The organism is Mesorhizobium loti, from assembly GCF_003148495.1.
GTDB classification, from domain to species: domain Bacteria; phylum Pseudomonadota; class Alphaproteobacteria; order Rhizobiales; family Rhizobiaceae; genus Mesorhizobium; species Mesorhizobium loti.
In genome coordinates, this window is the sequence record NZ_QGGH01000003.1 from 1 (window position 1) to 19,799 (window position 19,799).

Annotated in this window: 18 protein-coding genes; 9 read left to right on the forward strand and 9 right to left on the reverse strand. The window is 60.6% G+C overall.

Annotation, left to right across the window (positions count from 1 at the left end; all coding sequences use genetic code 11):
• Positions 1–195: 195 nt before the first annotated feature.
• The gene (pdxR, locus tag C8D77_RS13385; RefSeq protein WP_109663430.1) at positions 196–1,599 is read right to left on the reverse strand and encodes a MocR-like pyridoxine biosynthesis transcription factor PdxR; all 1,404 of its coding nucleotides are present in this window, start codon (positions 1,597–1,599) and stop codon (positions 196–198) included.
• A 108-nt stretch (positions 1,600–1,707) separates the two neighbouring features.
• Here pdxR and C8D77_RS13390 point away from each other — a divergent pair, with 108 nt between their 5' ends.
• From C8D77_RS13390 to C8D77_RS13420, 7 genes are all read left to right on the forward strand, one after another.
• Positions 1,708–2,625, forward strand: coding sequence for an NADP-dependent oxidoreductase (locus C8D77_RS13390; RefSeq protein ID WP_109665288.1), 918 nt, complete (start codon positions 1,708–1,710; stop codon positions 2,623–2,625).
• A 451-nt stretch (positions 2,626–3,076) separates the two neighbouring features.
• On the forward strand, positions 3,077–4,558 hold the full coding sequence (locus C8D77_RS13395; protein ID WP_245951800.1) for an aspartate aminotransferase family protein: 1,482 nt from the start codon (positions 3,077–3,079) through the stop codon (positions 4,556–4,558).
• Between the two features lie 36 nt (positions 4,559–4,594).
• Complete coding sequence (locus tag C8D77_RS13400) at positions 4,595–6,154, forward strand: ArnT family glycosyltransferase (RefSeq protein WP_109663435.1); 1,560 nt, start codon at positions 4,595–4,597, stop codon at positions 6,152–6,154.
• A gap of 39 nt (positions 6,155–6,193) precedes the next feature.
• Positions 6,194–7,189, forward strand: coding sequence for a UbiA family prenyltransferase (locus tag C8D77_RS13405; RefSeq protein ID WP_109663438.1), 996 nt, complete (start codon positions 6,194–6,196; stop codon positions 7,187–7,189).
• Positions 7,186–7,920 (forward strand): HAD family hydrolase, encoded by a 735-nt coding sequence (locus C8D77_RS13410; protein ID WP_109663441.1) that lies wholly within the window; start codon positions 7,186–7,188, stop codon positions 7,918–7,920. The genes C8D77_RS13405 and C8D77_RS13410 overlap by 4 nt, the downstream gene beginning before the upstream one ends.
• Positions 7,895–8,287 (forward strand): gluconate 2-dehydrogenase subunit 3 family protein, encoded by a 393-nt coding sequence (locus C8D77_RS13415; protein ID WP_127262228.1) that lies wholly within the window; start codon positions 7,895–7,897, stop codon positions 8,285–8,287. The genes C8D77_RS13410 and C8D77_RS13415 overlap by 26 nt, the downstream gene beginning before the upstream one ends.
• On the forward strand, positions 8,262–9,728 hold the full coding sequence (locus C8D77_RS13420; RefSeq protein ID WP_206532334.1) for a GMC family oxidoreductase N-terminal domain-containing protein: 1,467 nt from the start codon (positions 8,262–8,264) through the stop codon (positions 9,726–9,728). The genes C8D77_RS13415 and C8D77_RS13420 overlap by 26 nt, the downstream gene beginning before the upstream one ends.
• Positions 9,729–9,771: 43 nt before the next feature.
• Here the strand turns inward: C8D77_RS13420 and C8D77_RS13425 are convergent, their stop codons facing one another.
• From C8D77_RS13425 to C8D77_RS13460, 7 genes are all read right to left on the reverse strand, one after another.
• A complete protein-coding gene (locus tag C8D77_RS13425; RefSeq protein WP_109663448.1) occupies positions 9,772–10,788 on the reverse strand; it encodes a lysylphosphatidylglycerol synthase transmembrane domain-containing protein in 1,017 nt (338 codons plus the stop codon).
• Complete coding sequence (locus C8D77_RS13430; RefSeq protein WP_109663450.1) at positions 10,781–11,416, reverse strand: response regulator; 636 nt, start codon at positions 11,414–11,416, stop codon at positions 10,781–10,783. Before C8D77_RS13430 ends, C8D77_RS13425 begins: the two co-directional genes overlap by 8 nt.
• Positions 11,416–13,122 (reverse strand): sensor histidine kinase, encoded by a 1,707-nt coding sequence (locus C8D77_RS13435; protein WP_109663453.1) that lies wholly within the window; start codon positions 13,120–13,122, stop codon positions 11,416–11,418. The genes C8D77_RS13430 and C8D77_RS13435 overlap by 1 nt, the downstream gene beginning before the upstream one ends.
• Before the next feature lie 351 nt (positions 13,123–13,473).
• The gene (locus C8D77_RS13440; protein WP_109663456.1) at positions 13,474–15,183 is read right to left on the reverse strand and encodes a SulP family inorganic anion transporter; all 1,710 of its coding nucleotides are present in this window, start codon (positions 15,181–15,183) and stop codon (positions 13,474–13,476) included.
• Between the two features lie 99 nt (positions 15,184–15,282).
• A complete protein-coding gene (locus tag C8D77_RS13445; RefSeq protein WP_109663459.1) occupies positions 15,283–15,540 on the reverse strand; it encodes a helix-turn-helix domain-containing protein in 258 nt (85 codons plus the stop codon).
• A gap of 295 nt (positions 15,541–15,835) precedes the next feature.
• Entirely contained in the window at positions 15,836–16,555 is a 720-nt protein-coding gene (locus tag C8D77_RS13455; RefSeq protein ID WP_109663465.1) for a phosphatase PAP2 family protein, read from the reverse strand.
• 14 nt (positions 16,556–16,569) lie between these two features.
• Positions 16,570–16,911, reverse strand: coding sequence for a hypothetical protein (locus C8D77_RS13460; protein ID WP_109663468.1), 342 nt, complete (start codon positions 16,909–16,911; stop codon positions 16,570–16,572).
• A gap of 170 nt (positions 16,912–17,081) precedes the next feature.
• On the opposite strand from C8D77_RS13460, the gene C8D77_RS13465 reads away from it, so the two are divergent.
• Positions 17,082–18,473 (forward strand): sensor histidine kinase, encoded by a 1,392-nt coding sequence (locus tag C8D77_RS13465; protein WP_109663471.1) that lies wholly within the window; start codon positions 17,082–17,084, stop codon positions 18,471–18,473.
• Positions 18,470–19,132 (forward strand): LuxR C-terminal-related transcriptional regulator, encoded by a 663-nt coding sequence (locus C8D77_RS13470; protein WP_109663474.1) that lies wholly within the window; start codon positions 18,470–18,472, stop codon positions 19,130–19,132. The genes C8D77_RS13465 and C8D77_RS13470 overlap by 4 nt, the downstream gene beginning before the upstream one ends.
• A 152-nt stretch (positions 19,133–19,284) precedes the next feature.
• On the opposite strand, the gene C8D77_RS13475 is transcribed toward C8D77_RS13470, so the two are convergent.
• Positions 19,285–19,773, reverse strand: a complete 489-nt coding sequence (locus tag C8D77_RS13475) for a hypothetical protein (protein WP_109663476.1) — start codon at positions 19,771–19,773, stop codon at positions 19,285–19,287.
• Between the last annotated feature and the right edge of the window lie 26 nt (positions 19,774–19,799).

A 19,799-nucleotide genomic window follows, 5' to 3' on the forward strand; every position in this document is an offset into this window, starting at 1 on the left:
ATGAAGCTCGAATGAAAACTGGCGCCTCGGCGCCGCTCCGCCGAGACGTTCGCCAACAGCCGATGGACCGTCATTCGTCGGCGAGGATCGCCAACTCGAACTCGTATTGCGGCCACGGCCGTGTCCCCAAACCAAGGGGCAGGAGCAGTCCATTGCAGGATCGGCCCCTACAAGGATCGCCGAGCGCAAGTGGCGTTATTGCGCCGCTTCCGCGAGCTGCCGGCAATACTGTGGAAGCCGACCCGTATCCAAGTTGGTCACGCCGAGCAGGAGCCCCTGCCATGGGGGTGATCGGACGCACCATTGAGAGAGAGGCGACGGTGCCAAGCCGAACGAGCGGGCGCGGCGGGCGATCTCCACGTCCGACAGAGAGGCGGTTGTCGAGACAATCACGGCCAAGCCAGCGGTGGCTTCGACTTTCAGCGACTCCGACCCGACCTGTGCGAGGCCCTCGAGCAGGGCCTGCCGCCGAGACGCGTAGAGGCGCTTCATGCGCCGCAGATGCCGAATATAGTGCCCCTCGCGCAGGAACTCGGCCACCGCGCCTTGGAGCGCTAGGGCTGGAGCCGGCGCCAGGCAGGCGCATACGTCACCGAACCGGCCAGTCAGTTCGATGGGCGCAACGACGAACCCGAGGCGCAGAACTGGGCTGATCGTCTTGCTGAAGCTGCCAATATGCAGGACCCGTCCATCGTGATCGAGCGAAGCGAGCGCTGGAGCCGCCCGGCCGGTTAGCTGCAGCTCGCTCAGATAATCGTCCTCGATGATCCAGGCCTCGCTCCGCTGAGCCCAAGCGAGCAACGCAAGCCTGCGGCTCAGCGACATCATCATCCCGAGCGGCGCATGTTGCCCTGGCGTGACGATCGCCAGCGCTGCGTCCTGAGCGCTCCGGACGCCGGAAGCGACATCCAGGCCTTCGGCGTCGACCGGAACGGCCGTCACGGTGATGCCGGCCAGGTCGAGCGCTTTGCGTGTGATCGGGGAGCTCGGATCCTCGATCAAGGCCCGCGATCCCTCGACCTGCAGCGCGCGCACCGCCAGACCGATCGCCCCGGAATAGCCTGCAGCGATGAACACCTGGGCGGGACTGCACCGAAGACCCCGCGCGATCCCGACATAGGCCGCGATCTCCTTTCGCAGCTGCGGGTCACCCCGGGGATCGGGATAGCTGACCGGCGCGGCCGCTGCCCGCCGCGCCGCTCGCGCGAAGATGCGCGACCACAGCTTGAACGGAAAGGCGTCTTGCGAGGGCACGCCCATCTGGAAAGGCAGGGGCGGCGTTCCATAGGTATGGAACAGTTCCGGCAGGGGCGGCACGTCTGGCGACCACAACGGCGCCGACGAAGGCGACGGGCCCTCGGCGACGCGGGTGCCCGCCGCGCCGGCGCCGACCGCGAACTGCTCGTCGATGAGGCGCTGGTACGCGACGCGTACGGTGCCGCGCGAGACGCCGAGCTGAGCGGCCATGTCAAGCCAGGAAGGCAGCTTTGCTCCCGGGTCCAGCCGCCCGGTCTCGATGGCGTCCCGGACTGCCCGGTAGATCTGCGTCGCCAGCGGCGTCCTTGCGGCGCGGTCGAGATGGATGGGCACAGCGGCCATGGCGCGATGGTACCATCATTCCCGCCAATCTTGGTCCTGTTTGATGACCGGAGCCGGACATATCTACCGGCCATCGCCACGTGACAAATGACCGAGGAGACAGTTCCGATGAAGGCAATCGCAGTAACGGATCAGGCCGCGGGAACGGCCGGGATGAAGCTGACCGAGCGGCCCGAGCCGCAGGCAGCGATAAACGACGTCGTCGTTCAGGTTCATGCGTCTGGATTTGTCCCGACTGAGCTGATGTGGCCCTCGACCTGGACCGATCGCGTCGACCGTGACCGGACGCCATCGATCCCCGGGCACGAACTGGCCGGAGTGGTCACCGCCCTCGGCTACGGCACAACGGGACTGTCGGTGGGCCAGCGCGTGTTCGGTCTCGCCGATTGGTATCGCGACGGCACCCTGGCGGAGTATCTTGCCATGGAGGCGCGCAACCTCGCGCCACTGCCGGGCGACGTCGACTTCACGGTGGGCGCGAGCCTGCCGATCTCGGGCCTGACCGCGTGGCAGGGACTGTTCCAGCACGGCCGCCTTCAGGCGGGGCAGAGCGTCCTTGCGCACGGCGCGGCCGGCGCAGTCGGTTCGATGGTGACGCAACTCGCACGTGAGGCCGGCGCCTACGTCATCGGCACCGGACGCGCCGCCGACCGTCAGAAGGCTCTCGACTTTGGCGCGAACGAGTTCGTCGACCTCGATAACGACGCCCTGGAAGACGTCGGCAACGTCGATCTGGTGTTCGATGTCATCGGCGGCAACATACAGAAGCGGTCCGCAGGCCTGATTCGAGCCGGCGGAACACTGGTGACCGTCGTCGGGCCGCCCGACGCGCGGCCCGCCAATGGCCTGGCGGTCGACTTCGTTGTCGAGTCCGATCGTGCTCAACTAACTGAGATCGTCCAGCGGGTGCGGGACGGACGACTGCGGACGAACATCAGCAACATCTCGACCCTCGACGATGCCGTTTCCGCCTTCAACCCGACCAAGCGACGTTCGGGGAAGACGATCATCCGCGTTCGTCAGTAAGCGACACGCGCCTATCGATGCACGCGGCCGGCCGGCGCTGTCCAGCTGTCCAGATCGGCCGCTGCGTCCTATCAGACGCGCCGGTGGCAACTTGGGAAACTACCCATGGCCCTGGCGCGGCTCTACGACCGAGATAAGGCGCAATGCGGTCGTTCACGTCGCGCCGTGCGTGAGTCAGCTCGGAGTCAAAAGTTGACGTTCAACCGGCGTACACCTTGTACCAAGTGGCCACCGGCCGGCAAATCCCGGCTGCTACTCCGTCTCCGGTTTCCCCTTCAGCTGCGCCCGTGCGTCGCGGATCGAGGCGCCAATGGGGGCCAACGATCTTTGGCGGGCGATCATGGCCGCCGGCTCTATAAAGCCAGATCTATATAATTCGTTAAATAGCCGAGCGCTTCTGCTCATGGTAATATTCTAAATTGCCGGATGCTTGGGAGTATGAAAATTGAATGTGATCCGTGTTGCGGAGGCGCAAAATAGTCCCGAAATCAACAATGAAAGATCATTGCTTTCCCTTGAACAGAGCTTTGACCTCGACAATAATTCGGCAAATAGACTCTATTCCGAACATTTGAATAAATATATGCTTCAGCTCTTCGATATCCTTGGACTGAAGGATATGGATATGAAGGGCGCGCGGGGAGTCGAGATCTGGCTGAATGATGGCCGTACGCTCCTCGACTTTTCCGCGGGTCTCGGCGTGCTGGGCCTCGGGCACAACCATCCGCGCATTATTGAGGCGGAGCGCAAATGCCATGAGCGCAAGATCGTCGACTGCATCAAGGTCGCGCCGCACAAATTGCAGGGCGCGCTTGCGTATAACCTGTCGCGATTCCTGCCGGCGCCATTAGCCGTCTCATTTCTCGCAGTCTCGGGCGCCGAAGCGAATGAGGCAGCAATGAAGCTGAGCGAGCGCGTGCAGACTCCCAAAGGCAAGAAGAAATTCCTCTGCATGCAGGGCGCGTTTCACGGCAAAACCCACGGGGCGCTCTCCCTAACGACCGCGACCGACGTGCAATCGGGATTCCTTTTGGGCGTGCCGAAGGAAAACGTCATTTATGCCAGGTATGGCGACATCGGTTCACTGCGAGAGGCGATCAGCGCAGAGACGGATGGCAGCGGCGGCAATTCTATTATTGCCGCGATCGTCGAGACAATTCGGGGTACCTCCTGCGAAATCCCTCCCGCTGGTTATTTGACCGAATTCGTTCAGCATTGCCGGGACAACGATATCCTGTCCATCTTCGACGAGGTAAAGGTCGGCATGGGGCGAAGCGGCAGGTTCTGCGCTTTCCAGCATGAGGCTGCCGTTCCCGACATCGTGACGCTTGCCAAGACCCTCGGCGGCGGCAAACGGGAGGTGGCTGCCATGGTCACCTCGCAAGTTTTGTTCGATCGGGCTTACGGCAACAAACAGGATTGCAATCTGCACAGTTCCAGCTTCAGCGGACTTGGCGAAAGCTGCGCCGTCGCGATTGAGACGCTTAATATCCTGCAAGACGAGCGGTTAATCGAAAACGCCGAGAGGATGGGCGACTACCTGTCCAAGGGCCTTCAGTGGCTGAAAACAAAGCACCCGAAACACGTTCTCGATGTGCGCGGACGCGGAATGTTTCAGGCGATCCGTTTGAATTTTCATCAGGGCCTGGCGGAAAAGCTGGTGGACATCGATAGAAATCCGCTGTTCCAGACCTATCAGACGGTGTTGATCGGCGCTCTTGTCCGCGAGCTCTACGACCGGCACGACATTCTGGTGCATTTCCAGCCGGGCGCGCGGGACATCCTGCATTTCATGCCGCCCTTTGTTGTGCGGGAAAAGCAAATCGACAAGCTCATCGCGGCGCTGGACGACATTCTTTCCCGAGGACTGGGCGATGCGACTGTTCGCTTCGTAGCGAAAAACATAAAGCGCGTCTTCAAGGGCATCGCCTGAAGGCGGCGCGCAGAGTCTGCGATGGGGGCCTAGACCATGGATGGTTATATCCTCAATTCGACCGAGAGCCGCTGGACATCGGGTATCGGTCTTGGGAGTCGGCTCTATTGGGCCGGCGTGGCTTTCTTTTCGCTGACTTCGCTTGTTCTATTTCTGATCAACACACGCTACGGCATCGGAATATATCCCGACAGCTTGCGCTATATGGGGATCAGCGAGCGGCCCTACGATGCACCGCTCTATGCATGGCTGCTGACAGGAGTTTCCGCGACCGGGGTCGACCTGCCAGTCGGAGCAAAAGCAATCGGTCTATTCTTCGTCTGTGCGAACACGATCCTGATCTGGCATCTGCTGGTGCGGGCTAGCGGCAAATACATCTATGCCGCCGCTGGGACCGCGATCATCACGCTTGCCCCTCAGTTCGTGACGCTTCATTCCCTTGCGATGTCAGAACCGCCGTTCCTGTTTTTCCTCCTGGTCACCGTGCTTGCGCTGCTACGCTATTTCGAGACCGACGACAGGACATGGCTGAAGGCAAGCGCCGTCCTGCTCGGTCTTACGACGCTCGTGCGCTTCACCGCGCCGCCGCTTGGCGCAGCGATCGCTGTATGCCTTCTTCTCAATCCTCGACACACATTGTCCCGCCGCTTCGTCGACGCCACTATTTTCGCGGTGGTGAGCACGGCGATCTTCCTCTGCTGGGTGGTGATGAGTGAGGTCATCGCCGACCGTTCCATTGGTCGCGCACTCTGGTTTTACGGCAATATGGGGGCCAGCGAGTGGCTGAAAAGCCTTGGGGCGATGACGGCATGGCTGCTGCCCGACGAGGTGCCTTTCTCAGCCCGCGTTTTGTTGCTTAGCGCATTTGCTGCCGCCGCCGCCTACCTGACTTTCCGTCAGGCCCGTGTAACGCTGCTGCACGCGGGACAGGCCAAGGCGAGCGATGCTCTGCTGCCCACCCTTTTCGGACTGTTTTTCTTCTTTTACCTGGGTTTCATGGTTCTTTCGACTTCGGTTGAAGCGAATCTGTCTTTGAGTGGCCGCTACGCCTTTCCGGTCTACGTGACCACCGTTCTGATGCTCACCATCGTTCTAGCCCATGTTGACGACGCCAAGGGGATGGTGAAGCTGCTCCATTACGGGCTTGTCTGCTTCGCCGTTCTGGTGTTCGGCGGCCACGCGATCCGCACGGCCGTGCGATCGTCCGAGGCGTATCGTTCGGGGGTCGGCTATGCCAGCCGCGAATGGGCGAACTCCCCGACAATGCAGGCGCTGCGACAACTGCCGGCGGATGCATCGATCTACAGCAATGGGGCCGACGTCATCGCCTATGTGCTGAGACGAGAATCCCATTCCCTTCCGGAACGCATACAGTTGCGAACGGGCCGCGACAACCCAGCCAATCCGTACGAGAGACAGCTGCAAACGCTGCGCGACAGTCTGACCAAAGAGCATTCCTATGTTGCGATCTTCGACGCCATCGACTGGCGTTTCTATCTCGTCAGCGAAGCCGAACTGAAACAGCATCTTTCGCTCGTCACCGTCGCAACCGAGGCAGATGGCCGTATCTACGTGATGCCCAAAACGACCAAGTGACACTCGTGTCGCAGGCACCGAAAACCGGAGGGCAAACCCATGTACGCAGACGGATGTGAACCAGCTGCCGCGATCTCACCGCCCCGGGCAAGCCTTAAGGAATATCTGGCAATTGCCCGCTTCGACCATGCGACCAAGCACGTCTTCATCCTGCCAGGGGTAATCGTCGCCTATGCCTTGCGTGAACCGCCGCTAGATCACGCGGCAGGGGCCATCGCGGTTGGATTCTTGAGCGCGGTTGCCATCGCCTCGGCGAACTACGTCCTGAACGAATGGCTCGACCGAGAATTCGATGCCTTTCATCCAACCAAACGCACGCGCAGCGCCGTGCTAAGTTCGCTGTCGCCGCACTTGGTCTATCTGCAGTATTTCCTTTTCGCGTCGGTCGGCCTTCTGCTCGCCACGACGGTTGGAACATCATTTTTCTACACCTCCGTCATCTTTTTGATTTCGGGGCTGACCTACAACGTGAAACCCCTTCGATCGAAGGATCTGCCTTATCTGGATGTAATTTCGGAGTCCGTGAACAATCCAATCAGACTGACACTAGGCTGGACGATGATTGACCACGCGGCACTCCCACCGAGCAGTCTGCTTTTAGGCTATTGGGCTGCCGGCGCCTTCCTCATGGGGGCAAAGCGGCTTTCCGAATACCGGGACATTACCAGTAGCGGGAATGTGGATTTGCTCCAGCGCTACCGCCGATCGTTCCGTTTCTACACCGCCGAGAACCTGACGGTCTCCTGCTTTCTTTACGCCATGATGGCAGCATTTTTTATTGCGGTCTTCCTGACCAAATACCGGCTCGAATACATATTGGCTCTACCCTTTCTCGCGATCCTGTTCGCATCCTATCTGTGGCTTTCCTTGTTGAAGAATTCCATAGCGCAGCGGCCTGAAAGAATGTTTCGATCGCGCCGGCTGATGGCGTCGCTGATCCTGGCAGTGATGGCGATATTCATCTTGTCGTTCGTTGATTTGCCGTGGCTTTACGATCTGTCGGCGCCCAGCTTCAAACCTGTCGACATGCAATGAGAAAGCCCGACCAGTCCATCATATGGAGTGACATCGATCTCGTGATCTTCGACATGGACGGGACCCTCTACAATCAGCGGCGTCTCAGGACGCGCATGGCGCTGAATTTGCTGCACGCCGCCATGCGGACAAGAAGCCTCAAGACATTGAATGTTCTGCGCACATTCCGGCAATGCAGGGAAGCGCTGGCGGAGCAAGTGCAGACCGATTTCGTGGATCGCCAGTTTGAAGACACGGCGATGCGATGCGGCTGTTCTGAGGTGTACGTTCGCGAAGTTGTCAACGAATGGGTCGAGCGACGCCCTCTCGCCTATCTCGGCGCCTGCCGCTATTCGGGGGTCGAGGGACTTTTCGATGCTCTGCACCGCTCAGGTCGGACGATTGCCGTGTGTTCCGACTATCCCGCCATTGAGAAGCTCAAGGCTCTGGCGCTTAAGGCGGACTTTGTAGTCAGCGCCGCAGACGACGACGTGCGAAGGATAAAGCCCGACCCCGCCGGGCTGCGCAAGATACTTGGTGCGACCGGTGTGGATCCGAGCCGCTCGCTGATGATAGGCGACCGCTTTGACCGCGATTGGGCGGTGGCAAACCGTGTCGGCATGCCCGCCATCATAAGATCCACGCGCAGGGACCCGCGATGCAGGACTTTCCAGTCTTATCACGATGCGCTGTTCCAGCCCGTGGTGCAGTCGCTGGAGAAAAGCGGTGCATTCACCCCTTCCGAGTTTTGAAAAATGTGTCCAGGCCATCGCGGACACCTTGATCCGCCAGGAACTGCCCTCGCGGGAAACTCCCGAAATCGCTGAGGCCATCGGGATCTATGTATTGGCGGCGCATGCGGGCATGCCGGACTACCTCCGTCTGGCCTTTCGTATCCTGACCCTCGTATTCGATGCCTGGTCCTTCCCGGTCGCCGGAAAGCCCTTTCATCAGCTGAGCCCTGACCGTCGCGCGGATCAGTTGAGGCATTGGCAATTTTCACGTCTGAAGATCCGGCCCGCGCTAATCTCCTTCTACCGGACCTTGACGTTCTTTGGGCTCTATTCTGAACTCTACAAGCAGGACGTGGAATGTGGATCGCATCGTGAACACAACTGAGCCTGTCACGAGCCAAATGACGGCTGACATCGTGGTCATCGGTTCCGGGCCCGGCGGCGCGGTGACCGCGACCTTGTGTGCGGAAGCGGGCAAATCAGTGCTTCTGGTCGAAGAAGGCCAAAACTTGTCGCTTCAGTCGGTCCCGCATTTTTCAAAGGAAGAGTTGCTTGTCAAATATCGAAATGCCGGTATCTGCATAGCCTTTGGTCCGTCAAAAATTGCTTATGTCGAAGGTCGGTGCGTTGGCGGCGGCAGCGAGATCAACCGTGGCCTCTATCACCGCGCGCCGGAACATTTGCTCGATCAGTGGCGGGCCATCTTCAAAGTCGGGGACTTGTCTCTCGACCGGCTGATGCCCCACTTCGTTGCCTGCGAGAACACCGCCAGGATCGAATATATTCCCGGCGAGACGCCCCCTATTTCGACGCGGTTGCGCGACGGGGCTGCCCGTCTTGGGTGGCAGGCGACTGAGGCGCCTCGTCTGTTCCGGTACGACGGCGCAGGAAAATCAGGTCGAAAACAATCGATGTCGGAAACCTTCGTTCCGCGATTTCTCAAAGCAGGCGGCCGTCTGATCGCGGACACCCGTGCGACCCGACTGATGCGTTCAGGGGGCAAATGGTGCGTGAAAGCGTTGCATGCGCCGCCAAACGGCCCATCACAAAGGATAGAAATCTCAACTGATCGGATCTTCATTGCTTGCGGAGCGGTTCAGACACCCGCCCTTCTGCGACGTTCCGGTTTGACCAAAAATATTGGCAATTCTCTATATTTCCACCCGATGCTGAAGGTCGTCGCGCAGTTTGATGGGGATGTGAACAATCCGGACGATCCCGATCCCGTTCATCAAATCAGGGAATTTGAGCCTTGGTTCGGCATGGGATGCTCTATCAGCAAACGGCCGATGCTCGGTCTCGCAATGGCAAATCATGCCGGGCACTTCGCGGAAATCGATCAGCACTGGCGTCGCATGGGGATATATTATGTGCAGGCAGCGAGCGGAAGGGCGACGGTGCGCAACCTGCCGTTTTTTCGCGATCCGTTGGTGAGGGTCTGGCAAAATGAGGCGGATCTCGGAAAACTCGCCGATGGCCTAAAGCGATTGGCCGAGGCGCTATTTGCCGCTGGCGCTGTCGCTGTCTATCCGAGTGTTCCGGGCTATCCGGTGCTCCGTTCCATGGAAGATGTCCGAAAACTTCCCGCTACGTTTGCCGGCAGCGATGGCAGCATGACCTCGGTGCACGTATTTTCATCATGTCCGATGGGTGGAAACGACGCCATTTGCGCGACGGATTCGTTCGGCCGCGTTCGTGATGCTGATGGACTTTATATCGCCGACGCGTCCCTCTTGTGCGGGCCGACGATCGTCAATCCTCAGGGCACCGTCATGGCCATCGCCCATCGCAACGCGACACACGCCGTTGAAAGCCGATTTAACTGAATTGATATTGCAGTTCGCTGACCGATCCCGTTCCAGATGCAGATCAGCCCGAGGTCTGGATTTTGCTTGAAGCATCTGGTTTCTGCGTCGCCGCCGACAACAGCCACCCGATTCCAAAGAGAGCTGTAGGCGCCCACAGAATAAGATGGGCCAGCAACACGACGGCCGCCGCCATTGGGGTGTCCACCCCTGCGAGCGTGAAGGCCTGAAGCCCAAAGAATTCAAACGGACCGAAATGCCCCGGGAGACTCGGCACAAGCGTGCCGAGCGTGCTGAAAGCGAAGGCCAGAGAGGGTTGCAACAAGGCATCGGTTGATCCGCCTAAGCTGACCCAAACCCCAAGAAAAACACCACTTTCCAAAAGCCACAAGGCAAACGACATAACCGTGAGCATGCTTAGGCGGCGCCATGAGCTAATTTGTGCGATTGCCTCCGATGCGGCCCGCAATGCAGTGATCAGAACAATGATGGGACCGAAGTTGACCCGCCGGAATAATTTTTCGAGCAAGCGGTAACAAAGCGCCGGGGCAAATAGCACCCCCAATCCACCGCTAAGCGAGAGAATGAGCAAAAGCTGGAAATTCCACACCAATGCGGGTGAAGCAGTGAGGTCAACCAGCGCCAGTGACATCGCACCCAATAGGACGATGGTGACAAGATCGAGAATGCGCTCGATGATCATGGTGCCGATAACTGTCCCTGCCGGGATATCGAACTGGCGGCTAAACCATAGAACACGGAAACCATCCCCAACCCGCAGGGGAAGAACATCACTCATGCCGAAGCTGGCTATAAAGGGACCGACCGTAGGTTTCAACGGCAAGCGGCGACCGGTCGTCCATTGCAGCATCATCCAGAACCGGACTGCCCTCAGAAGAAAGTCAATAACAAAGGCGCAGATGGCAAAGAGGAGTGGCGCGACGGTCGCACGGCGGAGCATAGCGCCAACCTCTGCAATGTGGACATTGCGCATGGCAAGGACAACAAACGTCGCCCCAACAATCAAGCCAAGTCCAACCCTGATTATTCTGCCTGTGCGACCCTGATTGAAATCAGCCATTCGGGCTTGCCATATATTGGAGATGGAGCGCAGCAAGTGTCGTGCGATTGGTGATCTCCAGCTTGCGGTAGATGTTGTTTAGATGAATGCCGATGGTCCCTTCGGTTGTTCCCAATTTCTGTGCAATGGCTCGGTTGGACAATCCTCCGCAGATCTGTACCGCGACCTCCCTTTCGCGGACGGTCAGCAGATCGAGTTTTTGAGGGCTATCGGATGGCCCGGCGCTCGTTGCCCTGACTACTAGCTCAGGCGGCAGCCACTTCTCTCCGCTTGCGACCTGCCGCATGCAGTCCAAGAGTGCTTCGGGGGCATACTCCTTCAAGAGGATGCCACACACCCCCATTGATATTGCGTCCGCGATCTGGCGGCCTGTCAGAGTCGCGGTGAGGAAAATTACCTTCACCGGCAACCGCCCTTTAAAAACGGTTCGCTGGATCTCCAGTCCGCCAACATCCGGCATGGAAACATCAAGCACGGCCAGATCGGGTCGGAGATCGCTAATGAGCGACAACGCTTGCGCCCCGCTCGCCGTTGCCGCCAACACATTGAAATCCGGCGCGGTTTTCAGCAGACCCTGCAATCCGCGAAGCAGCAAAGGGTGATCGTCAGCGAGGACAACCGAATACATTATCGCGCTACCTGGCCCAGGGGCAATGCAATGCGCAGGCTCAGTCCCGGCGACGCGCCGCAGATTGTCAGGTTACCCTTGAGTTCGCTAACCCGCGCGCACAGCGACAAGGGCCGTTTCGGTTCGACATCAGTTGCCATTCCCGATCCGTTGTCGGAAATTTCGAGCTCAACGCCGGAATCGGCACGAACAAGCTCAATCCGCACTTGCGTTGCCTTCCCATGCCGGACGGCGTTGGCGGTGGCCTCAGAGACGAGCTGCATGATTTCATGCTGCATGGATTTTGGAACTTCGAGGTCCGGCGGATCGAGGGTAGCCTCGATCCGGCAATCCCATTGCTGCCTCAGAAGCTTTGTTAGACCGGGCAGCGCCCGGCAGAGCGGCGCCTCATCATATTGGTGGACGGAGCGCTGGTCATCGACATATTGCCGGATGCGCTGTTGCAAATTGAAAACGAGCGTATTCACATCGGCCACGTTAGCTTTTGGTTCCTTGGGAACGGATTTGGCGATGAGCTTGAGTTTCAGGCTAGCGGCAGTGAGATCCTGCAGGATGCTGTCATGGAGGTCGCGCGCGAGCCTCGCGCGCTCTTCAGCGCGGGCCGCCTCGGTTGTTTGCTGCATCAGCGCGAGACGCCCTAGTTCCGATCTGAATCGCATAGCGATGATTTCAGTGAGCGAACCGCATTCGTCGGGATGACAGGCCGGATCGATGACGAAAACCCGGCCGCGATACCGCACGCTGGAGAATGCGGCCGAGCAGATATATTTGAAGGGCGTGCGAACTTCCGCCGCCAGTTCCGGCAGGTCGCGGAAAATTCCTGCTACTTCGGCTTCGATGACCGGCGCCGTTCCGCTTCGGTCGAGATCGGGCATCGGCGGTTCCGGATCGTGTTGGTTCCAGAAAACCGCGTCCCGAACATCGATCAGCCGCAAATCGCCCTGCAGCCAATAGGCGACGCTGCCGATATCCTCCTCCTGATCCCGCCAAACGACCACCAGGCGAGGGTCACCCATTACGTCGGCCGCGTGATTGAAAAGGCCGTAGAGCCATGACAGTCGATCGCCAGTAATTGCATCGAACGGCCAATGGGCAAGCTGCGTCAGACGCTGGCGGTGGTGCTCACGATAAGCGCCGAAATAGCCGAGCATAACGGCCGCAACCATGAAATAAGTCGCACGCATGATAAATACATTAAGTTCGGACGGACCGCCGTTCTCCAGATCGGGCACACCGATAATGACCAGAACGACCTGCAGAACGACAGCGCCCAAGAAAGCTCCCCTCAGTCCCCAGCGCAGGGTCATGGCAAGTAAGATAAAAGGCAGGAAGGAAAAGAACGGACTTGTGAGTTCGTCCGTCAGAAAAGCGAGACAGCCAAGTATTACGGCATCGATGAGGTGAACGAGGAGGTGGACTGGGCTGCCAAGAGACTTCCGAAACGGAAATACCACCAAAAGCAGGGAAAGGACCATGTAGAGGCCAAGAACCACCTGCGATTCAAACAAAAACGACGCTGGGTCGGTGGGATCAAGATAGATCGCCAGGACAGCGAATAGCGCGGTGACCAAGCGGCCGATGTTGATCAACGCTTCGGGATCTGATGCCAGCAGGAAGTTTCTGGCCGATCTCCCAATCCTCATTGGACGAACGGCCAAGCCGGCGCGCTTCGTCTGAGTAACAAAGCCAAAATCGAGGCTTGCCATGCAAACTCCTTGTCGAAGTACCGTGCATCGCGGCCGGGGGGGCGACCGTCAATAAGCGTGCAAGCGAGTTTGGCATCACTGCGCAAGCTATTGCATCACCTCCGGCGCGAACGGAACGAACACGCCGATGCAGGAACTGGACAAGGAAGAATAAGGCACCCACGGAGTCGTTGCACCATACCAATATGTGGTAGTCCGCTATTCAATCAGCACGAGTCGCTTTGCGGTCACTACTATTGTTCTCGCAATCGCGACCTTCAGCGTGGTGGGCGGCAATGTCTGCTTTCAGGCAGCGGTAAAGCTGATATCTACGGCTGATAAGAGGCGCAAAGCGGTCGTTCAAGCCGCGCCCTACTCCGTCTCCAGCTTCCCTTTCAACTGCGCCCGTGCGTCGCGGATTGAGGCGGCATAGGTCACCAGCGGACGCTTGACGCCATGATTGATCAGCATGCGCCGTATCTGGGGCGCGGCACCCGATATGATGAAGCGGACACCGGCGCGCTTCGCCTTGTGGGCGGCGCCCTCGATGACATTGGCCGCCGTCGAATCGAAGAACGGTACGGCCGAACAGTCGAGGATGAAGTTCTTGCGCTGGTCGGCAATGCGGTCGAGCACGGTGCCGACGGTCGACGCAGCGCCAAAGAAGAAGGCGCCCGAAATGCGGTAGACGACGGTGTCGGCGTCGGTCGCCTCGCTGGAATCGTAGGCGTTGCTGCTGTCGGCGACATCCTCCTGCACCAGCGGCTGATCGGCCTCGACGGCAATGCTCTTGGACATGCGGTCGATGAACAGGATCGACCCCAGCACAAAGCCGACGACGATCCCTTCGGTGAGGTCGCGGAAGACGACGATCAGGAAGGTTGCCATCAGCACCAGCGCATCGCCTCGCGAAGCGCGCAACAGGGTGGCGAAGGCCTGTTTTTCGAACATGTTCCAGCAGACGACCGCCAGCACGCCGGCAAGGGCGGCGAGCGGGATGTAGCTGGCCAGCGGTGCCGCCACCAGCATGAAGACGAGCAGGAACAGCGAATGCAACATGCCCGAGATCGGCCCATGTGCGCCGGCCCGCACATTGGTGGCGGTGCGGGCGATGGTGCCGGTGGTGCAGATGCCGCCGAACAGAGCCGAGGCGATATTGGCGAAGCCTTGCGCCACCAGTTCGCAATTTGAACGGTGCCGCCGGCCCGTCATGCCATCGGCGACAACCGCCGACAGCAGCGATTCGATCGCGCCGAGCAGCGCAAAGGCGACGGCGTCCGGCAGCACGGCGATCGCCTTGTCGAGGCTCAGCACCGGCAGTGCCGGAAACGGCAGGCTGCGCGGAATGCCACCGTAACGCGTGCCGATCGTTTCCGCCGGCAGCGCCAGCAGCGCCACCACCAGCGAGGCCAGGCCGACGGCGATCAGCATGCCCGGCCAGCCCGGCCGCCAGCGTTTCACCGCGACAATGGTGACGATGGTCAGCACCGCCACCAATGTCGCCGAGATGTTGAGCGTGCCGGCCGCCTCACCGATCGCCATCAGCTTCGGCAGAAGCGGTCCGGGCTCGGTGCCTGCGAGCTTCAACCCGAACAATTCGACGATCTGGCCGGAGAAGATGATGATCGAGATGCCGGCGGTGAAGCCGACCGTCACCGGATAGGGGATGAATTTGATGTAGGTGCCGAGCCTCAGATAGCCGATTGCGAGCAGGAAGACGCCCGACATCATCGTTGCCAGCAGCAGCCCGTCGACACCTTCGCGCTGAACCGTTGCCGCCACCAACACGATGAAGGCGCCAGCGGGTCCGCCGATCTGGAAACGGCTGCCGCCAAGCGCGGAGACGATGAAGCCGCCGACGATGGCGGTGAACAGGCCGCGCTCCGGCGTCACCCCCGACGCGATGGCGATCGCCATCGACAGCGGCAGTGCGACGATGGCGACGGTCAGGCCGGCCATGAAGTCGGCCTTGAACTGCGGCAGGCGGTAACCTTCGCGCCAGACCGTCACCAGTTTCGGCGTGAACAGTTCGTAAAATGTCGGCCTCGCCGGATGGTGGCTTGCCGGATGGCTCTGGTCCATGAATGTGCCTTCCGCTCCGTGAAGGCGGCGGGATCGTCGGCAGGAACGTCGGCGGTCGCGTCGCGACTTATGTGTGCCGACTCGGGTTGCGGGAGAGGCTTAGCGCGGCACGGTCTGCTTGAGGCGCACGCCCCTGCCACCGCGCTCGCTGGTCTGGTTCTCGCCGATCAATTCCACCCCGGCCTCGTCAAGGGCCTGGATGACCTTCATCAGCGTGTCGACCACGCCCCTGACCACGCCATCGCTCGCCTCCATGCGCTGGATGGTCGGAAGCGAAACGCCGGCGCGCTCGGCGAGCGTCTTTTGATCGATGCCGGCTAGCGCCCTTGCGGCGCGCATCTGCGCGGCAGTGATCATCGGCCAAAACCCCCGTCTGAGTCTGCGGTATCAACGTATAATACAGTCATGATGATGTTTCAACCATCATAATGCATATATGAAACATGTACCCTCTCGGGAAACCGGATGGCGGGGAGCAAGACAGGCATGCTAGGCTGGTCATTGCCGGGAAGATATCGACGCAGCCTTCCCTTTTCAGCATCGACCGGGGTGAGCAGTTGAAGATTTCCAGAGCTTGGATGACATCAGCAGCCTTGCTGTCGGTGGTTTTGCTGTTGACGGGTTGCGGGCACGGGCTGATCAACCGGCTGATCTAATCTCCAGTCTCGCTGTCACCGTCCAGGCGCTGCCCGCGCCATCGCTGCCACGCCCAGGCCGTGAGCCAGCACAGCATCGCCCAGACGAAGCCGGCGCACCAGCCAGCCAGCACATCCGATGGCCAGTGCACACCAAGATAGATGCGGCTGATGCCGACCAGCAGCGTCGTCAGCACCGCCAGCGACAGCACATAGATCTTCGTCGTTCGCCCCGGCAGGAAGCGCGCTGCCAGCGCGCCGAGCGTAAGGTAGGTCACCGCCGATAGCATGGCGTGGCCGCTGGGAAAGGACAGCGAAGTTTCGTTGACGAGATGCGACACGAGTTCGGGGCGGGGCCGGTCGATGCCGGCTTTCAGCAGGCTCGACAGCACCTGGCCGCCGGCCACCGCCACGAAGATGAAAATTGCCGTTGCCGGCCGGCGGATCAGCAGCAGATAGAGGATCGTCGCCGCCGTGATCAGCACCAGCACGGCCGAACTGCCGAGGCTGGTGATGTCACGCATCGCGCCCTCCAGCCAAAGCGGGCCGATTGGCACCCCCGGTTGACCCGGCTGACGGAAAGCGAGCAGGATTTCAGTGTCGAAAGCGTGCGGCGTGGTGGCGCGCGCCACCTCCATCAGCTCCTCGAAGCCCCACAGGCCGGCGGCGATGACCAGGCCGGCCAGCAGCACCGGGAATTCGACCCGGTTGAGCAGAGCGTTCGCAGCGTTCTTCATCGGCAATTCGCCCGTTACAGTCGGCCTTGCAGATAGGGTCCAAGCGTGATCAGTGCCACGGCGGCGATCGCCAGCATGATGCCGGTCGCCTGCAGCGCGTTGACGCGCTCGCCGAAGAACATCAGCGCGACGACATTCACCGAGACCAGCTGGATGACGGCCGAGAGGCTGAACGACACCGACATGCCGAACTCGCGGATCAGCCGCAGCATGATCAGATTGCCCAGCGAATAGAGCGCCAGCGTCAGCAGGATCTTGCCCAGGCTCGGCGCCAGGCCCCATTGCTTGGCCGCCGTCGCCGCCAGCAGGAAAATGACAGTCGACAAGCCAAGCTGCAGCAATCCCGAAAAACTCACGTCCCGTCCCCTCTCGAAGCGGCTCCCGCCGCGTGTGTCGAGGACCTTGTTTCCGAAGCGTGCCGGGACGTCAAGCGACGTCGATCAAACGTAGCTCTTGGCAACGGCAAGAGGGAGGGTCAATGTGCTGATATCGCCCAGTCTGTCGATTCAAGGGCGGTCAGGGGCTCATGATACGCATTCTGCAAAACCTGGTGCGACGCTGGAGCGAACTTTCTCTTGCCCTGCAATTCGTCGTTGCCGGCGGCTTTGGCCTGCTGGCCGTCATGCTGGTGGTGGGCGCCTGGGTGACGGCGCAGATCCGGGAGGGCGTCATCCACAATTCAGCCGCCACGACGGCGCTGTATGTCGACAGCGTGATTGCGCCGCTGCTGCCAGACCTGCGCAAGGACCAGGAGCTCAGCGACTCGGTCAAGCGGGCGCTCGACGAGACACTTGGCCAGGGCGCGCTCGGCAAGCGCCTCGTCTCGTTCAGGCTCTGGAGCCGCGACGGCACGGTTCTCTATGCGAAGGAGACGGCGCTGATAGGCCGCCGTTTCGAACCAAGCAGCGGCCTGCGCTCCGCCTTCCAGGGCAATGTCGTCGCCCAGCTCGACACGTTCGACGAGACCGAAAGCAAGGAAGAGGCGTTCGGCGTGCCTTTGCTGGAGATCTACAATCCGGTGCGCGAGCCCTGGTCCGGCGAAGTGGTGGCGGTCACCGAATTCTACGAGATCGCCGACGAGTTCAAAGCCACCTTGGCTTCGGCTCTGTGGTCTAGCTGGCTGATCGTGGCCGGCGCGACCCTGGCGGCATTGCTACTCTTGTCGGGCATCGTCCTGCGCGGCAGCCGCACCATCGACGATCAGCGCGGGGCGCTGCGCCGCCAGGTGTCGGAACTGCAGGGTCTGGTGACGCAAAACAGCGCCCTGAGAATGCGCGTGCAGCGGGCCTCCCGCCGCGCCACCGCGCTCAACGAAAGATATTTGCGCCGTATCGGCGCCGATCTCCATGACGGTCCAGCCCAACTCGTGGCCCTGGCGGCGTTGCGCATGGACAGTCCGATATTTTCCGCCGACGGCCATTCGGGCGAAAGCCGCTCGACCGAGGTCGCGATGATCCGCAAGACGCTGGAGGATGCGCTGCGCGAAATACGCGGCATCTGCACCGGCCTCGTCCTGCCGCAGATAGAGACGGCAGCCGCACCAGACATTCTGCGGCTGGCCGTCAACGAACACGAGCTGAGGACGGGAACGTCGGTGACACTCACGCTGGCCGGACAGTTGCCAGAGCCCGGCGCCTCCGAGAAGATCAGCATCTATCGTTTCGTGCAGGAAGGGCTGAACAATGCCTACCGCCACGGGCGAGGCAAGGATCAAGCGGTGAGTGCCGGGATGAAAGGTGGCAGGCTTTGTGTTGAAGTATCGGACGCCGGGCCAGGCTTCGATCCGGCACGGGTCGAGGGCCTCGGGCTCGCCGGCCTCAGAGAGCGGGTCGAAAGCATTGGTGGCCAGTTCGAAACCTTGACCGGGCCGCAAGGCACGCGATTGGTGATCCGTCTATCGATTGAGGAGCAAGCATGACTGATGTTATTCGCATCGCCATTGTCGACGATCATCCCCTCTTTCGCGAAGGTGTGACGCGCAGCCTGTCGGAGATCGGAGGTTTCGAGATGGCTGGCGAGGGTGCCACGGCGCAGGATGCCGAACGCATCGCCTCGACGGTGCGGCCCGACATATTGCTGCTCGATATCTCCATGCCGGGGGGTGGTCTGGCCGCGGTTGCAGGCATCCTCGCCAGCCATCCCGCCCAGAAGATCGTCATGCTGACCGTTTCGGAGGCCAATGCCGATGTGACAATGGCCCTGAACGCTGGGGTGCGCGGCTACGTCCTCAAAGGTATCGGATCGCGCGCGCTTGCCGACATCCTGCGCAACGTGGCGGCTGGCGAGAGTTATCTTTCGCCGACGCTGTCGGCCCGACTGCTTTCGGATCTCCAGTCCCAGAAGCCCACCAACGCCATAGCGGACCGGCTGCGGCAACTCACCGAGCGGCAGACGGAAATCCTGCGGCTGGTGGCTGAGGGGCTGAGCAACAAGGAAGTCGCCCTGCGGCTGGAGCTTCAGGAGAAGACCGTCAAGCATCACATGACCGGCGTGCTGTCGAAACTCAATGTGCGAAACCGCACCGAAGCAGCCTTGATGATGCGTGAGTCGCGCGACCGCGACAGGAGCCATACCTAACAGTTCAGCGCTTCTACCAAACCGGAGCCGCTCCAGGGACTTCAGTCATCGCGGTGCCGGAAATCGCGCGGTGCCGGCCCAGAAACGAGGTCACCTCCGCCGGGGGGCGGCGGAGGTGACATGTGAAGCCGGCCGTTGCCTGTTGGCAAGCTTCACAAGGCCTTCAGGCGGCTGACATCGGCCGGCGTGGCCCGGCGGTCGATGATCGTGCGCCCGAGCGCATCCTCCATCCTGAAACGGCCGTTCTCAAGCTGTTCGGTTAAGCCGTCGGGATGCCGGACTGTGATCTTGTTGCCTGTCACGTCGACCTTGTCACCAGTCGTGGCATTGACATGACTCGCGCTGTTGCCCTTGTTTGATCCTGACTTGCCGGAATTGCCGCTGTTGCCATTCCCGTTGCTGTTGCCGCTATTACCGCTGTTGCCGCCGCTACTGTTTCCGCCACCGCTGCTGCCACCATTGCCGTTTCCACCCCCGCTGTTGCCACCGCCATTACCGCCCTTGCCGGCCTGTGCGCTGGCGGTGTCGATTCCGGGAACGGAGCCGTGGAGGGCAAAGTGATAGGGAGCGATGGTCAACGCCAGCGCGGCCGCCAATCTGAGCGCCAGCCGGCAACAACGGGTCGTGACCGATCTGTGCATCCTGATCTCCGTCGATTGAGCCGGCG

Excerpts from the sequence above, each read along its gene's own strand:
- C8D77_RS13465 (WP_109663471.1), top strand. The coding sequence starts at position 17,082 with ATGATACGCATTCTGCAAAACCTGGTGCGACGCTGGAGCGAACTTTCT.
- C8D77_RS13440 (WP_109663456.1), bottom strand. The coding sequence starts at position 15,183 with ATGGACCAGAGCCATCCGGCAAGCCACCATCCGGCGAGGCCGACATTT.
- C8D77_RS13400 (WP_109663435.1), top strand. The coding sequence starts at position 4,595 with ATGGATGGTTATATCCTCAATTCGACCGAGAGCCGCTGGACATCGGGT.
- pdxR (WP_109663430.1), bottom strand. The coding sequence starts at position 1,599 with ATGGCCGCTGTGCCCATCCATCTCGACCGCGCCGCAAGGACGCCGCTG.
- C8D77_RS13455 (WP_109663465.1), bottom strand. The coding sequence starts at position 16,555 with ATGAAGAACGCTGCGAACGCTCTGCTCAACCGGGTCGAATTCCCGGTG.
- C8D77_RS13410 (WP_109663441.1), top strand. The coding sequence starts at position 7,186 with ATGAGAAAGCCCGACCAGTCCATCATATGGAGTGACATCGATCTCGTG.
- C8D77_RS13425 (WP_109663448.1), bottom strand. The coding sequence starts at position 10,788 with ATGGCTGATTTCAATCAGGGTCGCACAGGCAGAATAATCAGGGTTGGA.
- C8D77_RS13390 (WP_109665288.1), top strand. The coding sequence starts at position 1,708 with ATGAAGGCAATCGCAGTAACGGATCAGGCCGCGGGAACGGCCGGGATG.
- C8D77_RS13475 (WP_109663476.1), bottom strand. The coding sequence starts at position 19,773 with ATGCACAGATCGGTCACGACCCGTTGTTGCCGGCTGGCGCTCAGATTG.
- C8D77_RS13405 (WP_109663438.1), top strand. The coding sequence starts at position 6,194 with ATGTACGCAGACGGATGTGAACCAGCTGCCGCGATCTCACCGCCCCGG.
- C8D77_RS13430 (WP_109663450.1), bottom strand. The coding sequence starts at position 11,416 with ATGTATTCGGTTGTCCTCGCTGACGATCACCCTTTGCTGCTTCGCGGA.
- C8D77_RS13470 (WP_109663474.1), top strand. The coding sequence starts at position 18,470 with ATGACTGATGTTATTCGCATCGCCATTGTCGACGATCATCCCCTCTTT.
- C8D77_RS13435 (WP_109663453.1), bottom strand. The coding sequence starts at position 13,122 with ATGGCAAGCCTCGATTTTGGCTTTGTTACTCAGACGAAGCGCGCCGGC.
- C8D77_RS13445 (WP_109663459.1), bottom strand. The coding sequence starts at position 15,540 with ATGATCACTGCCGCGCAGATGCGCGCCGCAAGGGCGCTAGCCGGCATC.